The 14,822-nt window shown below is 67.9% G+C and carries 17 protein-coding genes; 2 read left to right on the top strand and 15 right to left on the bottom strand.

Annotated features, from left to right (window positions below; genetic code table 11):
• Nucleotides 1-100: 100 nt before the first annotated feature.
• The gene (locus CRT60_RS25505; protein WP_098739338.1) at nt 101-1,312 is read right to left on the bottom strand and encodes an aminotransferase-like domain-containing protein; all 1,212 of its coding nucleotides are present in this window, start codon (nt 1,310-1,312) and stop codon (nt 101-103) included.
• A gap of 17 nt (nt 1,313-1,329) precedes the next feature.
• On the bottom strand, nt 1,330-2,346 hold the full coding sequence (miaA, locus tag CRT60_RS25500) for a tRNA (adenosine(37)-N6)-dimethylallyltransferase MiaA (RefSeq protein WP_098739337.1): 1,017 nt from the start codon (nt 2,344-2,346) through the stop codon (nt 1,330-1,332).
• Nucleotides 2,347-2,480: 134 nt separating this feature from the next.
• Between miaA and serB the strand changes: the two genes are divergently transcribed.
• On the top strand, nt 2,481-3,386 hold the full coding sequence (gene serB, locus CRT60_RS25495) for a phosphoserine phosphatase SerB (protein WP_098739336.1): 906 nt from the start codon (nt 2,481-2,483) through the stop codon (nt 3,384-3,386).
• An 18-nt stretch (nt 3,387-3,404) separates the two neighbouring features.
• Here the strand turns inward: serB and CRT60_RS25490 are convergent, their stop codons facing one another.
• From CRT60_RS25490 to CRT60_RS36615, 13 genes are all read right to left on the bottom strand, one after another.
• Nucleotides 3,405-3,815: a bacteriohemerythrin gene (locus CRT60_RS25490; protein WP_098739335.1), complete on the bottom strand. Its 411-nt coding sequence runs from the start codon at nt 3,813-3,815 to the stop codon at nt 3,405-3,407.
• A gap of 221 nt (nt 3,816-4,036) precedes the next feature.
• The gene (gene fabI / locus CRT60_RS25485; protein WP_098739334.1) at nt 4,037-4,822 is read right to left on the bottom strand and encodes an enoyl-ACP reductase FabI; all 786 of its coding nucleotides are present in this window, start codon (nt 4,820-4,822) and stop codon (nt 4,037-4,039) included.
• 320 nt (nt 4,823-5,142) lie between these two features.
• Complete coding sequence (locus CRT60_RS25480; protein WP_098739333.1) at nt 5,143-5,595, bottom strand: YgaP family membrane protein; 453 nt, start codon at nt 5,593-5,595, stop codon at nt 5,143-5,145.
• 75 nt (nt 5,596-5,670) lie between these two features.
• Complete coding sequence (locus CRT60_RS25475) at nt 5,671-6,573, bottom strand: PRC-barrel domain-containing protein (RefSeq protein ID WP_244592753.1); 903 nt, start codon at nt 6,571-6,573, stop codon at nt 5,671-5,673.
• An 83-nt stretch (nt 6,574-6,656) separates the two neighbouring features.
• Nucleotides 6,657-7,301, bottom strand: coding sequence for an urease accessory protein UreG (gene ureG, locus CRT60_RS25470; RefSeq protein ID WP_098739331.1), 645 nt, complete (start codon nt 7,299-7,301; stop codon nt 6,657-6,659).
• Entirely contained in the window at nt 7,298-8,014 is a 717-nt protein-coding gene (locus CRT60_RS25465; RefSeq protein WP_244592752.1) for an urease accessory protein UreF, read from the bottom strand. The genes ureG and CRT60_RS25465 overlap by 4 nt, the downstream gene beginning before the upstream one ends.
• Nucleotides 7,998-8,480 carry an urease accessory protein UreE gene (locus CRT60_RS25460; RefSeq protein ID WP_098739329.1) on the bottom strand — a complete coding sequence of 161 codons (483 nt, stop codon included), beginning with the start codon at nt 8,478-8,480 and terminating at the stop codon, nt 7,998-8,000. Before CRT60_RS25460 ends, CRT60_RS25465 begins: the two co-directional genes overlap by 17 nt.
• On the bottom strand, nt 8,480-9,283 hold the full coding sequence (locus tag CRT60_RS25455) for a glutamate racemase (RefSeq protein ID WP_244592928.1): 804 nt from the start codon (nt 9,281-9,283) through the stop codon (nt 8,480-8,482). Before CRT60_RS25455 ends, CRT60_RS25460 begins: the two co-directional genes overlap by 1 nt.
• Nucleotides 9,284-9,500: 217 nt before the next feature.
• A complete protein-coding gene (ureC, locus tag CRT60_RS25450) occupies nt 9,501-11,210 on the bottom strand; it encodes an urease subunit alpha (RefSeq protein WP_098739327.1) in 1,710 nt (569 codons plus the stop codon).
• A 26-nt stretch (nt 11,211-11,236) separates the two neighbouring features.
• On the bottom strand, nt 11,237-11,542 hold the full coding sequence (locus CRT60_RS25445) for an urease subunit beta (protein WP_098739326.1): 306 nt from the start codon (nt 11,540-11,542) through the stop codon (nt 11,237-11,239).
• A 10-nt stretch (nt 11,543-11,552) separates the two neighbouring features.
• Nucleotides 11,553-11,855, bottom strand: coding sequence for an urease subunit gamma (locus CRT60_RS25440; protein ID WP_014248459.1), 303 nt, complete (start codon nt 11,853-11,855; stop codon nt 11,553-11,555).
• Nucleotides 11,856-11,979: 124 nt separating this feature from the next.
• Nucleotides 11,980-12,891: an urease accessory protein UreD gene (locus CRT60_RS25435; protein WP_244592927.1), complete on the bottom strand. Its 912-nt coding sequence runs from the start codon at nt 12,889-12,891 to the stop codon at nt 11,980-11,982.
• A gap of 81 nt (nt 12,892-12,972) precedes the next feature.
• Complete coding sequence (locus tag CRT60_RS36615) at nt 12,973-13,626, bottom strand: LuxR C-terminal-related transcriptional regulator (RefSeq protein ID WP_244592751.1); 654 nt, start codon at nt 13,624-13,626, stop codon at nt 12,973-12,975.
• Nucleotides 13,627-14,082: 456 nt separating this feature from the next.
• Here CRT60_RS36615 and CRT60_RS25425 point away from each other — a divergent pair, with 456 nt between their 5' ends.
• Nucleotides 14,083-14,754 (top strand): LuxR C-terminal-related transcriptional regulator, encoded by a 672-nt coding sequence (locus CRT60_RS25425; protein ID WP_098739323.1) that lies wholly within the window; start codon nt 14,083-14,085, stop codon nt 14,752-14,754.
• Nucleotides 14,755-14,822: the final 68 nt, after the last annotated feature.

The following is a 14,822-nucleotide window of genomic DNA, read 5'->3' as shown; positions in this document are numbered from 1 at the left end:
ATCGGCTCTGCGCCGCTTCGCTCCCACCGGATACGGAAACGGCGGCCGCACCGAAGCGCGGCCGCCGTTCCGAAGAGTCGACGATGAAAAGCCGAAGCCGTCAGGCGGCGGTCTTCAACAATCCGCACAGACGGCGGATGCCCTCGCGGATCTGGGCCGGCTTGGTGACGGAGAAGGCCAGCCGCAGCGTGTTCTTGCCTGACCGGTCGGCGTGGAAGGCCGAACCAGGGACGAAGGCGACGTTGGCTTCCTTGATGGCGCGGGCCAGCAGTTCGGTGCCGTCGACACCCTCGGGCGCCTCGATCCAGACGAACAGGCCGCCTTCCGGCTTGGTCCAGGTGACGCCCGGCGGGGCGTATTCCTCCAGCGCCGCCAGCATGGCGTCACGGCGCTCCTTGTACTGGGTGCGCAGCAGCTTGAGGTGGCTGTCGAAGATCTGCGAGACGACGTCGTGCATGACGATCTGGTTGATCGTGCTGGCATGCAGGTCGGCGGCCTGCTTCATCAGCACCAGCCGGTTCACCACCTCGGGCGCCGCATTGACCCAGCCGACGCGCATCGCCGGAACCATCGTCTTGGAGAAGGTGCCGCCGAAGATGACGTTGGTCAGCTTGCCGCCGTTGCGCTCGCAATCCAGCGCCGCCAGCAGCGGCAGATGCTCGCCGTCATAGCGCAGTTCGCAATAGGCGGTGTCCTCGATCACCGGCACGCCGGCCGCCTCGCAGGCGTCGAGGATGGCGTGGCGGCGGGCCAGCGTCACCGTGGTGCCGTTGGGGTTCTGGAAATCGGGGACGAGGTAGAAGAACTTCGGCTTCTGCGCCAGCGCCTCGGTCAGCGCCGTCATCTCCGGACCTTCCTCGTCCATCGGGATCGAGAGATAGGTCGGCTCGTAGGGCGAGAAGGCCTGGAGCGCGCCGAGATAGGTCGGGCGGGTCACGACGATCTTGTCGCCGGGGCCGATCAGCAGCTTGCCGACGAACTCCAGCACCTGCTGCGAGCCGTTGGTGATGAGAACGCCGTCCAGCCCGATGTTGACGCCCTTGCCGCCCATATAGTCGCAGATCCACTCCCGCAGCGGCGTATAGCCCTCGGTGATGGAGTATTGCAGGGCGGCGCCGGCGCCGGAATTGGACTGGAAGATCTTCTCATAGGCGCGGGCGATGGCCGAGCTGGGGAACAGGTCCGGATCGGGGATGCCACCGGCGAAGGAGATGATCTCCGGACGATCGATCAGCTTCAGCAGTTCCCGGATTTCGGACGCCGTCATGCCGCCCACGCGGCCCGCGAACACATGACCCCAATCAACCGACACGGTGCTTCTCCTTCGGATCAGTAATTTAGTATCGTTCTCAGGCGGTCGAGCATTGCATTTCGTACCGCGAGCGAACAAGGCAGATCGATGGTATGGCAGCTATGCTGTCCTGTATGACTTACCAGCATATCGGGTGATTTGCCAACAATCTGATGTCGGAACCACGTGACCTGCCGTTTGGCATAGCGGCGGGTCGATTGCTGGGCCAGCGCAATGGCCTCGTCGAGCGGGATTTCGCCGTGCAGAACGCGGCGCAGTTCAGGCACTCCCAGCGCTTTCAGCACCGGCAGGTCGGGGGCGAGGGCCTGTTCACGGGCGAGAGCGTCCAATCGCCGCACCTCCTCCAACGCCCCCTGCTCCATCATCAGGTCGAAGCGCCTGTCGCACTGGGCATAGAGGTCGGCCCGCGGCGGATCGAGCACAAGGATGGTGAAGCGCAGATCGGCCGGCGCTCCCTGGGCGGTCCGGCTCTGCCAATGGGACAGCGGATGGCCGGTGGCCTCCAGCACCTCCCAGGCGCGGGTCAGGCGGGTGGTGTCGCCGGGGTTCAGCTTGGCCGACGCCGGATCGCGGGCGACCAGTTCGCCGCGGAAGGCCTCGCCGCCGATGGCGGCCAGCCGGGCATGGGCTGCGGCACGCACCTCGTCGGGGATGGGCGGCACTTCGCTCAGCCCCTGCATCAGCGCGCGCAGATAGAGACCGGTGCCGCCGACCACCACCGGCAGCCGGCCCTCGGCCCTGGCGGCGGCGATCTCCGCCAGCGCCATCTCGCGCCAGCGCGCCGCTGATCCGCGTTCCGCCGCCGGCAGCACGCCATAGAGCCGGTGGGGCGCCCGCGCCAGGTCCTCGGCCGGCGGCCGGGCGGTCAGCACATCCAGGTCGGCGTAGAGCTGCATGCTGTCGGCATTGACGACGATGCCGCCGAACGCCTCGGCAATGGCGAGCGCCAGCCCCGACTTGCCCGACGCGGTGGGACCGCCGATGACGATGACGTTGGTCAAGGGGTTGGCCAGAGGGGTGGTAATGTCGCTCATCGACCTTGCATGGCGTTCCGGCGCCCGCTTTGCAACACCCAACCGCATGCCGACGCCGAAGCTTCGTTGGACCCGGCCCCCTTGGCTGTGGTAGGCAGCGCGCAAAGGCCCTCTTTTCCTCGGGATACCCGCCGATGAACGCCGTCGCCACGCTGATCGCCCCCCGGACCGCCACGCTCGACGAGGCCGCCGTCCAGACCGCCAAGGCGGCGCTGGTCGGGCTGGGCGCCGATGCCGGCGCACCGAACTGGCTGGCGCCGGGCACCGCCTGCGACCTGCCCTTCGGCAATCTGGCGCCCGAACAGGCGGAGGCGGCGATCCGCCATGCCCTGACGGCGAATAGGACCGGCGTGGCGCTGGACATCGTCGCCCAGCCGGCGGCGACGCGGCGCAAGCGGCTGCTGGTCGCCGACATGGAATCGACGATCATCGAGCAGGAGATGCTGGACGAGCTTGGCGATTATGTCGGGCTGAAGGACCACATCGCCGACATCACCGCCCGCGCCATGAACGGCGAGATCGACTTCAAGGACGCGGTACGCGAGCGGGTCGCCCTGCTGAAGGGCCTGAACGAGACGGTGATCGACGAGGTGTGGCAGCGCGCCACGCTGATGCCGGGTGCCGCCCAGCTGGTCGGCACCATGCGCGCCAACGGCGCCGTCTGCGTTCTGGTGTCGGGCGGCTTCCGCTGCTTCACCGGTCGGGTGCGCAGCTGGATCGGCTTCGACGACGACCGCGGCAACGAGCTAGAGGTCGTCGACGGCGTGATGACCGGCAAGGTGATCGAGCCGATCCTGGACAAGGACAGCAAGCTCCAGGCGCTGATGGCCTATGCCGGCGAGCATCGCGTGCCGGTGGCGGAAACCATGGCCGTCGGCGACGGCGCCAACGACCTGCCGATGCTGCTGGCCGCCGGGCTGGGCGTCGCCTTCCACGCCAAGGCGGTGGTCGCCGCCGAGGCACGCGCCCGCGTCGACCACGGCGACCTCACCGCCCTGCTCTACGCCCAGGGCTACCGGGCGGCGGAGTTCGTGGGGTAAGGAGCCTCCTCTCCCCCCTTACGCCCACACGCCGCGCACATAGGGCGTCAGCTGCGTGTCCATCAGGATGATGTGGCGGACCAGCCAATCGGCGGTGAATTTGTAGAGCTGCTCCGCATTCTCGTGGGTAGGGTCGATCGAAAAGCGGTTGGACAGCTCGCTGACCATCTTCACCGCGGCACGGTGCATGGCCACGTGCTCCTCGAATTTCGGGTAATGCACGATCTGCATGATCCGCTCTTCGCGGGCGAAATGCTCCTTGGTGTATTCCAGCAGCTTGACCAGGATCTTGGCAACGCGGACCGGCTGGAACCGCTGGGCGGCCAGTGCTGCGTCGAGTTCGTTCAGATACTCGATCAGATGCTTGTGATCGTCGTCGATGGACGGTTGGCCGACGCTCAACTGCCGTCGCCATGTTATGGCGCCCATGACCCTGCCGCCTCCCCCCTTGCCGGCACCCCGTTAGCCCGGATTATGGCTGGTGTTACCATTGCGCCAAAACAGCCGGCGGCGTCACACGGCAATATGACGCACCCGCCAGAGACAGGCGGAGGAGGAAGCCCGGAACGGAACAGGGCGGATGCGTTGCCGCACCCGCCCCATTCCGCACTCATGTCCCGCCGCTATCGGGCGGGGATCGGGACCCGTCGTCAGCCGACGATCGAATAGCCGCAGTCGACATAGGTGGTGTCGCCGGTGATGCCCTTGGCGCCATCGGTGGCGAGGAAGGCGGTGGTGTAGCCGACCTCTTCGATGGTGACCAGACGGCCTTCCGGTGCGCGCTCGGCGGCCTTGTTCATCAGCTCGTCGAAATGGGCGATGCCGGAGGCGGCGCGGGTCTTGATCGGACCGGGGGAGATGGCGTGGACGCGGATGCCCTTCGGGCCCAGCTCGGCCGCCAGATAGCGCACGCTGGCTTCCAGCGCGGCCTTGACCGGACCCATGACGCCGTAATTGTCGATGACGCGGTTGGCGCCGAAATAGGACATGGTGAACAGCGACCCACCGTCCTTCATCAGCGGCTCGGCATACCTGGCCATGCGGATGAAGGAATGGCAGGAGACGTCCATCGCCTGCTGGAAGCCCTCGCGTGAGCAATCGACGACGCGGCCGTGCAGATCCTCCTTCGGGGCGAAGGCGATGCTGTGCAGCGCGAAGTCGAGCTTGCCCCACTTCTCGCCGATCTTGTCGAAGATGGCCTTCAGTTCGCCTTCGCCGGTGACGTCCACCGGTTCGAAGATCTCGGCCTCGAGCTGCTGGGCCAGCGGCTCGACGAACTTCTTGGCCTTGTCGTTCAGATAGCTGACCGCGAGGTCGGCACCCATCGCGCGGAAGGCGCGGGCGCAGCCCCAGGCGATCGACTGGTCGTTGGCGATGCCAAGAACGAGCCCCTTCTTGCCTTCGAGCGTGGCGGCGGCGGGAATGATCGTGGTCATGCGGACTGTCCTGCGGTCGATGTGACGGGAGGAGCGGCCGCAACCATGGCGGCCTTTCGCCGGGTGTACGAACGCGGCGTTCCTTGTGCAGTGCACCATAAACGAACCGCCGCGGGTCCGCAACGTGCAATGGACGCGAACCGCACATGCGCTTCAATCATTGCGCAGCATTGCCTCAGGCACGATCAGTAAAAGCCGAAGTTGCCAAAATTCTGTCTTTCATTGATCCATATCAAAAACGGCCCGCCAGCGTGTGACTGGCAGACCGTTTCTTGATGACATTTCTGTTATCGCATCAGGCCGCTTGGCTGATTGCCCGCTTACCGCGCAACACCCGGGCTGAAGGAGGGCGGATCGCTCGCCGGGAAGGATTCCTGGGAAGCCTCGTCGACGATCTCCTCCTCGCAGCTCTCCTGATAGATGTCGCCGGGATGGCGGGAATAGGGGTCGATGCCATGTTCGACATCCTGTGCCGGAAAGGCCGCCCGGTCGTTGTGCGACCAGTCGGCCAGCATCGCCTTGCCGGGGCAATAGCCGGTCAGGCCCCGCGCGACCAGGGCGCCGCCGGCCAGCGCCATGGCGGCGCCGGTCCAGTTGGGCCGGCGCAGGCCCAGCACCGCCAGCACCACGCCGCCGGCCAGCGATGCCAGCCGTTCGTTGTGGCCGACATTGATGCCGTAGCTGCCGGTGGGGCCGGGCAAGCGGTCGGCCATGTGGTCCGCTATGCCGCGCAGGTTGCGCTGGGCCTTATCGGTGATCGAAGAGAGTTCCATGTCGGTCCTCCTGAATGCGGGTCCCGGTCAGGCGGTCCCCGATCGGGGACCGTCCGCCATCGGATCGTTATCGCGTCACTGTTGGGAAACCGGCGGCTGGGGGTTGCCGTTCCCGGACGGCGTCGGCGCAGCGGCATCCGGCGCCGCCTGGGGCGCACCGCCCTGCCCCATTCCTGCGCCGGGCGTCGCCCCGCTGGACCCGGCGGCGCCGCGCGCCTGCTGCAATTCGCTGTTCAGCCGCGCCACCTCCTGCGACAGGCGCTGCACCTCCTGGCGCAACGGCGCCGCCGAGACGTCGCCGTTTTTGCCGGCAGCGCCGGCGATGGCGGCCAGCGTCGCCGAATCGCGCATCCAGTAGGGGGCGACGCCGTAGTAGGTGTGAACCGCCATCGCCCACTGGCGGTCGTTCATGTTCGGGCGGTTCTTGTCGTCGAAACGCGGCGCGTTGGTCAGCTTGTCCTTCGGCACATTCAGGACATAGCCCTCGCCCGACGGGGTGAACAGCGCCCACGGAACCGCGAAGTCGGCCTCGCCGATGCCGAGGAAGCCGCCCAGTTCGACCACCGCATAGGCAACACGCCCGGTGCCGGGATCGATGATCAGTTCGGAGATGCTGCCGAGATCCTTGCCGTCCGGGCTGCGCAGCTTGGCGTTCTCAAGGTCGTCGGCGGCGATGGCGCGCGGGTGGGCGATGGACTCCTGAAGCGCCGTCGCCTCGCCCAGGATGGCCTGGCAGGCGGGGGCGTTGCCCTTCTGTGCGGCGGCCTGCGCCGCCTGCTGGAGGGCGCGTAGCTGTGCGGTTTCCTGCGGGGTCACCGGAGCGGCAGAGCCGGGGCCGGCAGCCTCGAGAGCCGCCGCCTGCTGTCCCAACCGGTCAAGCCCGGCCGCGCAGTCGTCGGCCGCCAGCACGGGCCCGGCGAAGGACAGGGTTCCCAGCGCGACCAGCAGCAGGGCCGTTGCAGGGGTGGGGCGCGTCATCAGGGCATCCTCCGGCTGGAATCGTCTCATGCTGCATGAACAGCATGGTCAAGCCGGAGGTTCCCGAAGGCTCGTGCCAGTTGTCAGCCCGGAAGGGGCAATCCACCGCGCTGGACGATGAAGGACTGGATGGCATCGACCCCCTCGCCCGCCTTGACGTTGGCGAAGACGAAGGGACGGTCGCCGCGCATCTTGCGGGCGTCGCGGTCCATCACCTCCAGGCTGGCGCCGACCATCGGGGCAAGGTCGGTCTTGTTGATGACCAGCAGGTCCGACCGGGTGATACCCGGCCCGCCCTTGCGCGGGATCTTGTCGCCGGCCGACACGTCGATGACGTAGATGGTGATGTCCGCCAGCTCCGGCGAGAAGGTCGCCGCGAGGTTGTCGCCGCCCGATTCGATGAAGATCAGGTCGAGGTTGGGGAACTTCGCGTTCATCTGGTCGACGGCGGCGAGGTTGATCGAGGCGTCCTCGCGGATCGCGGTGTGCGGGCAGCCGCCGGTCTCCACCCCCATGATCCGTTCCGGCTTCAGGGCGCCGGACCGGGTGAGGAACTCCGCATCCTCCTTGGTGTAGATGTCGTTGGTGATCGCCGCGACCTCCCAATCCTCGCGCATGCGCTTGCACAGCGCGTCGGTCAGCGCGGTCTTGCCGGAGCCGACGGGACCGCCGATGCCGACGCGAAGCGGACCGGCGTGGCTCTTTTCGATAGCGGGGAGAGCGCTCATGAGCGGAACAGCCTCGTATATTGGGTTTCGTGGATCATCGAGGTCCAGTCGACGGCCATCGCGCGGCCGCCGAGATCGTCGAGCGGGGCCGCCAACGCCGCATCGGCCGCCCGGTGGGTGATGGGGTCGAGCGCGGCCAGCGCGCGCTGCCCGTCGGTCTGGCCGAGCGGCACCAGACGCACGCCGGCCGACACCAGATTGGCGGCGAAGGCATGGAGGTAGGCGGTCAGCGCCGGCCCCTCGGCCACGCCGATCAGCGCCGACACCAGCGCCACCGCCACCGCATAGGCGACCGGCCGTCCGGTGCCGGCGATCACCGCATCCCAGCGCGCCAGCCCGTCGAGCGGCCAGGCGGCGCGGATCGCCAGCAGGAAGGCCTGCCCCTGCGCCCGCGATTCCAGCCCCATCTCGGCCGACGCACGCAGGATGTCGGCCCGCTCCACCGCCCAGGCGAAACCGGCCTCGTCACCGGCCAGCACGGCCCGGTGGGCGGCGGCGAACAGCATGCCGTCGGTCCGCCCGGCGCCATGGCGCAGGATGCCGTCGAGCCAGACGATCATCGTCGCCCGGTCGCGCACCAGCCCCTGCTCCACCGCCGCCTCGATGCCATGGCTGTAGGAGAAGCCGCCGACCGGAAAGCTGGGCGACAGCCACGCCAGCAGGCGCGTCAGGGCGTGGGTGGAGACGCCATCCAAGTCAGTGCGAGTGCCCATGCCCGCCGCCATGCGAATGACCGCCATAGGCGCCGCCTTCCGGCATGAAGGGTGCCGACACGTCGCGCACGTCGGCGCCCAGCCCGCGCAGCATGTCCTCGATCACATGGTCGCGGCGCAGCCGGATGGTGTCGCCGACGATCTGCACCGGCAGGTGGCGGTTGCCGAGATGCCAGGCGACGCGTGCGAAGGCCTCGACCGGGCCGGGCACGCGGACCTCCATCAGCTCCTCGGGCGCGGCGACCACGCGCAGGAAGCTGCCGTCGCCCAGTTCCAGCCCGTCGCCGTCGTCCAGAGCCACCGCCCGCGGCAGGTCGAGCAGGAAGGCGCCGCCGGCATCGTCGGTCATCGCCATGCGGCGGCGGAAGCGGTCGTCGAAGGCGAGCGTCACGGTGCCGGCCGCCTGCTCGACCGGCCAATGGCCGCGGGCGTGGACTCGGGTGGCACGGCGGGCGGGGTCGGTCATCAGGTAAGCCGTTCGAAGGGGGTCGGGTGGCCGAAGAAGCGGCCGGCCAGTTCGCTGACCAGCGCCGCCTCCCCGGTGGTGAAGAAGTGCAGGCCGTGCTCGGCCGGGTCAGGACGATATTCGGGGTGACGGTCGAAATACTGGTCGAGCGAGCGTGCGGTCAGCGTCGGCTGGGACAGAATCTCCACCCCCGGCGGCAGCGCACGGGCGAACAGATGGCGGACCAGCGGGTAATGGGTGCAGCCCAGCACCACCGTGTCCAGCGGCTGGCCGCCCATCTTGTCCAGCAGGACACGGACATAGCCGTTCACCGCCGGCTCGATCTCGTCGTCCGACGCGCCGCGCTCGATCAGCGGCACGAGGTCGGGACAGGCCTGCTGCACGACGCGGACGGACGGGGCGCGCTTGCCGATCTCCCGCGGGAAGGAGCCGGAATTGACCGTCGCCGCGGTGGCGAAGATGCCGACGCTGCGCGGTTCGGCGAGATGGTCGGGCGGAACGGTGTCGATCATCCACGGCACGCGGGTGATCGCCTCCACCATCGGGACCAGCACCCCCAGCACGTTGCGGCCGGGATGGGCCGACGGCAGCCATTCCTGCTGGAGCCGGCGCAGCGCGACGGCCGCGGCGGTGTTGCAGGCGATGACGATCAGCCGGCAGCCCTGGTCGAACAGACGGTCCATCCCGGCGATGGTCAGCCGGTAGATGTCGTCCTCGCTGCGCGGACCGTAGGGAGCGGCGGCGTGGTCGCCGAGATAGACGAATGGCCGGCCGGGCGCCGCATCCACCAGGGCGCGCAGCACCGTCAATCCGCCATGTCCTGAATCGAATACACCGATCAACGTATCTGAGCCTTCGCAACCATTACCCTCTCCCGCCCCGGGAGAGGGAGGGACCCGCCGCAGGCGGGAGGGTGAGGGTGTTCCGGACATGGATTTCTGATCCTTGCCTTACCCCTCACCCTTCCCAAGCTTCGCTTGGGCCCCTTCCCTCTCCCGAGGCGGGAGAGGGAGCGTATCATCAGAACAGGAAATAGCGCTGGGCCATCGGCAGGATTTCCGCCGGTTCACAGGTCAGCAGCTGTCCGTCCGCCCGCACCTCGTAGGTCTCCGGGTCCACCTCGATGTGCGGGGTGGCGTCGTTGTGGATCATGTCCTTCTTGCCGACGGTGCGGGTGCCCTTGACGGCGATCAGCTCGCGGTGCAGGCCAAGCTGGCGGCCGACCTCCAGTTCCAGCGCCTTGGCGCTGACGAAGGTCACGCTGCTGGCCTGCATCGCCCGGCCGAAGGCACCGAACATCGGGCGGTAATGCACCGGCTGCGGCGTCGGGATCGAGGCGTTGGGATCGCCCATCAGCGCGGCGGCGATGGTGCCGCACTTGATCACCATATCCGGCTTCACGCCGAAGAAGGCCGGCGACCACACCACCAGATCGGCCAGCTTGCCGACCTCGACCGAACCGACGACATGGGCGATGCCGTGCGACAGCGCCGGGTTGATGGTGTATTTGGCGATGTAGCGCTTGACCCGGAAATTGTCGTTGTCACCGGTCTCCTGCGGCAGCCGGCCGCGCTGGAGCTTCATCTTGTGGGCGGTCTGCCAGGTGCGGATCACCACCTCGCCCAGCCGGCCCATCGCCTGGCTGTCCGACGAGATCATGGAGAAAACGCCCAGATCGTGCAGGATGTCTTCCGCCGCGATGGTCTCGCGCCGGATGCGGCTTTCGGCGAAGGCGACGTCCTCCGGGATGCGCGGGCTGAGGTGGTGGCACACCATCAGCATGTCGAGATGCTCGTCCACCGTGTTGATGGTGAAGGGCCGCGTCGGGTTGGTCGAGCTCGGCAGCACATTGGCGAGGCTGGCCACCCGGATGATGTCCGGCGCATGGCCGCCGCCCGCCCCTTCGGTGTGGAAGGTATGGATGGTGCGGCCCTTGAACGCCGCGATGGTGTCCTCGACGAAGCCCGATTCGTTCAGCGTGTCGGTGTGGATCGCCACCTGGACGTCCAGCTGGTCGGCCACCGTCAGGCAGGTGTCGATGGAGTCGGGCGTGGTGCCCCAATCCTCGTGCAGCTTCAGGCCGCAGGCGCCGGCGGCGATCTGCTCCAGCAGAGCGTCGGGACGGCTGGTGTTGCCCTTGCCGAAGAAGCCGAGGTTGATCGGCAGCCCTTCGGCGGCCTGGAGCATCCGCTCCATGTGCCACGGCCCCGGCGTGCAGGTGGTGGCCGAGGTGCCGGCGGCCGGACCGGTGCCGCCGCCCAGCATGGTGGTGACGCCGCTGTTCAGCGCCTCGTCCACCTGCTGCGGGCAGATGAAATGGATGTGGGCGTCGATGCCGCCGGCGGTGACGATCTTGCCCTCGCCGGCGATCACCTCGGTGCCCGGACCGATGATGATGTCGACGCCGGGCTGGATGTCGGGGTTGCCGGCCTTGCCGATGGCGGCGATGCGCCCCCCGGTGATGCCGATGTCGGCCTTGACGATGCCCCAATGGTCGATGATCAGGGCGTTGGTGATGACGGTGTCGACGGCCCCCTGGTGGCGCGAGCGCTGGGATTGCCCCATGCCGTCGCGGATCACCTTGCCGCCGCCGAACTTCACCTCTTCGCCATAGACGGTGTGGTCGCGTTCGACCTCGACGATCAGGTCGGTGTCGGCCAGCCGGATGCGGTCGCCGGTGGTCGGGCCGTAGAGGGCCGCATACTCGGCCCGGTCGATGCGGTGCGCCATTGTCGTTCGCCCTTCCTGTCGGCCCGTCAGAGGGCGCCGTTGACCTTGCGGTTGAAGCCGATCACCACCCGGTCGCCGCCATAGGCGACGAGCGTCACGCGCCGCGTCTGGCCGGGCTCGAAGCGCACCGCCGTGCCGGCCGGAATGTCGAGCCGAAAGCCGCGCGCCTGCTCGCGGTCGAAGGTCAGCGCGCTGTTGGTCTCGTAGAAATGGTAGTGCGAGCCGACCTGGATCGGCCGATCGCCGGCGTTGGCGACGTCGAGTTCGACAGTGGCACGGCCGTCGTTCAGCACGATCTCGCCGGCCGCCGGGAAGATTTCACCGGGTTTCATGGGCTGCCCCTCAACGGATCGGCTGGTGGACGGTGACGAGCTTGGTGCCGTCGGGGAAGGTCGCCTCGACCTGGATGTCGTGGATCATCTCGGGGATGCCCTCCATCACCTGATCGCGGGTCAGCACGGTGGCGCCGTCGCGCATCAACTCGGCCACCGTGCGGCCGTCGCGCGCCCCCTCCACCACGTAATCGGTGATCAGGGCCACCGCCTCCGGATGGTTCAGCTTGACCCCACGCTCCAGCCGCCGCCGCGCCACCATCGCCGCCATCGCGACGAGCAGCTTGTCCTTCTCGCGCCCTGTCAGGTTCATCGGGGGATTGCCCTTTCGCCACCCTGTTCGTTGCCGGCGATTATGCCACGATGACGCGGCGCGCCAAGTGCGTCGTATGACGTAGGGGCTTGAAAGTGCTGGCGGGACGGCTGTGGCGCTTTCTTTAGACCTCCCACAGCCGCGGCAGGCGGGTGGGCAGCCCCGCGGCTTCGGCGCGCAGGCCCGACCACAGCGCGGCATAGGCGCGCCGCACGGCACGGGCATCGCCGCCGAGGATGCGGACGATCAGCAGGCCGTCCAGCGCGGTGGCGCCGATGCGGGCGCCCTCGATCGGCTCGGCCAGCGCCCGGACCGCATCGAGGTGGCGGGCAGCGTCGGGAGCGGCATGGAGAAGGGTGGCGCAGGCGGCGGCACCGCCGAAGCCGGCAGGATGGGCCAGCACCTCGGCGATGTCGTCATCCAGATGCAGGGCGTCGGCCCAGATCAGGCGGCCGTCGCGGGCGACCTCCCAGGCGTCGCGGATCAGGCCGCGGGTGACCGTCTCGCCGAAGGCGGCGCGGCCGAAGACCAGCATCTCGCCGGCGATGGCGCCGGCATCGCCCGACAGGTCGATCCGGGTCAGGCGGCGCAGGCGGGAGCCTTCGAAGACGATGGCCTCCTGCGGCATCCATTCCAGCCAGCCGCCGTCCTCCACCGACAGGGCGGTGTCGATGCGGCAGTCCGCGCCGGTGGAGCGATAGACCTTCTCCGCCGCCTGGGTGGTGATCAGCGCCTTGGCGCCAGCCCCGACGGACAGGGCGATGTCCATGCGGTCGCCGCCGACCATGCCGCCCGAGGTTGTGGCGAGCACCGCGATGGGAAGGTCGTCCCGGCGCGGCGTCGGCATCAGCACCCGCAACGGATCATGGTGGTAAAGCGTCGCCAGGCGGGTCTGGCCGTGGCGATGTTCGAACCGGACGGTGGCGGCGCCATGGACGGCGACCTTCTTTTCCTCGCGCGCCTTTTCCCCGCCCGCCTTTTCTTCGCCCGCCTTTTCTTCGCCCGCCGACTCTTCCGGCCTGCCGGCCACCGCCACCTGAACCAAGCGCCCGCTCCTCACTGGATCATAGGGGCGCCAGTCTGCCGGAAGCGGGGCCGTTCAGGCAATGCGGACTCTTCAGCCCTCTCCGGTGAAGCAACCGTTGCGGGCGGCGACCACCGCCACCTGCGTGCGGTTGCGCACGCCAAGCTTCTGCATGATGGCGCGCACATGCACCTTCACCGTGCCTTCCAGCACGCCAAGGCCGCGGGCGATCTCCTTGTTGGAGTGGCCGGCCAGCAGAAGCTCGAACACGTCGCGCTGACGGTCGGTCAGCCGGTCCAGGATGTCGTCGTTGCCGCGCGGCCCCTCGGCCAGCGCTCCGTTCAGCACGGCACGCGGCAGCGGCAGGAAGATGTCGCCGCTGAGCGCCAGCGAGATGGCATGCTCCAGCACCTCCGGCGGGCTGGTCTTCAGCACATAGCCGCGGGCGCCCATGCGGACGCTGTCGACGATGTCGGCCACCTCGTCCGAGTTGGTCAGGATCAGGACAGGCACCTCGCCCAGAGCCTCTTTCAGGCGGCGCAGCCCGGCGACGGCGCCGCCGCCCGCGTCATCCTCATCCACGCGCGGCGGGCCGGGGTCGTACAGGACAAGGGCCAGCTCGGGCGTCTGGCGGCCGACGTTCAGCGCTTCATCCAACGACCCGGCCTCCAGCACGCGCGTCCCAGGGCAGATCTCGCCGATGGACAGCGCGAAGCCATGGCGGACCATCGGCTGCTCGTCGACCACCAGAAAAATCCGCGTGGGATTGCCCGCGCTACGCGAACCACCGCGCGCTTGAAGCTCGAACTCCATCGTGTCCCCTTATTCTCAGCGGACCGCTCCTCAGTCAGGGCCAAGAACACCAAAAAGCCCCAATGGGAAAGCGGTTCATTCGCGCCGCTCCTTGGCGCAGCTACCCCTAAATATCGAATGAATGGATCCACGATCATTTTCACCGCAAATCCGATCTATTGGCTGTGACTTTCCTGTTCTCACCTTGCGCTGTTGGTTAATGAACCGTATAAATCATCCCGGCATGAAGCGTAAAGCCCGCTGTTCCGAACAATATTGTTCTAATTTTCTATGTTCGGAGTCCGTGCGGACCGGCCCAACCGGTCCGGTCCTTTTCCTGGACCTTCAGGCACGGAACAAAAGGGGGATCGCCGCCGCCCGGAAAAAGGGTGGCTCAGCGGAGGATGATCGATGACGACATGGACTGTGATGCTGGTTGACCATGACCGGCTGTTTTCTGCGGCACTGGCAACGCTGATCGGCGCCGGCCCCTTCCGGGTCAGCACCCATGCGGCCAGCGCCGACGACGCGCTCGACCTGATTGCCGACGGCGAGGAGCCCGACCTGATCGTGCTGGCGCTGCAGGATGGCATGCCGGAGGAGATAGCCGGCATCCGGAGGTTGCGCGACGGCACCTCCGCCCGGATTGCCGTGCTTGCAGACACCATCGCCGACCGCAGCCTGTCGCAGTCGCTGAAGGCCGGTGCCGACGCCTATCTGAACAAGAGCATGTCGAGCGAGAGCCTGCTGCGCTCCCTGCGGCTGGTGATGCTGGGCGAGGTGGTCTATCCCACCCATGTCGCCGGCCTGCTGATGGCCGCCGCCAACGAACGCCCGCAGCACCACAACCCCACCCCGATTGCCATGCCGCCCAGCGGCGACCTGTCGAAGCGTGAGGTTCAGATTCTGCGCTGCCTGCTGGCCGGCCAGTCGAACAAGGCCATCGCGCGCAACCTGCACATCACCGAATCGACGGTGAAGATGCATTTCAAGAACGTGATGCGGAAGATCAACGCGCAGAACCGGACCCAGGCCGCGGTGTGGGCCATCCAGAACGGCTTGTCGCCGCTGGTGACGGCCTAGGAGCTGCCGGACGAGGCGCCCTCTTCCCATAAATTCCATATCCCCCTTCCCTCCCCCGCTTTCGCGGG

Origin of the sequence: Azospirillum palustre (genome assembly GCF_002573965.1) — a bacterium.
In the GTDB taxonomy this organism is placed as follows: Bacteria; Pseudomonadota; Alphaproteobacteria; order Azospirillales; family Azospirillaceae; genus Azospirillum; species Azospirillum palustre.
This window is presented reverse-complemented; position numbering and strand designations above follow the sequence as displayed.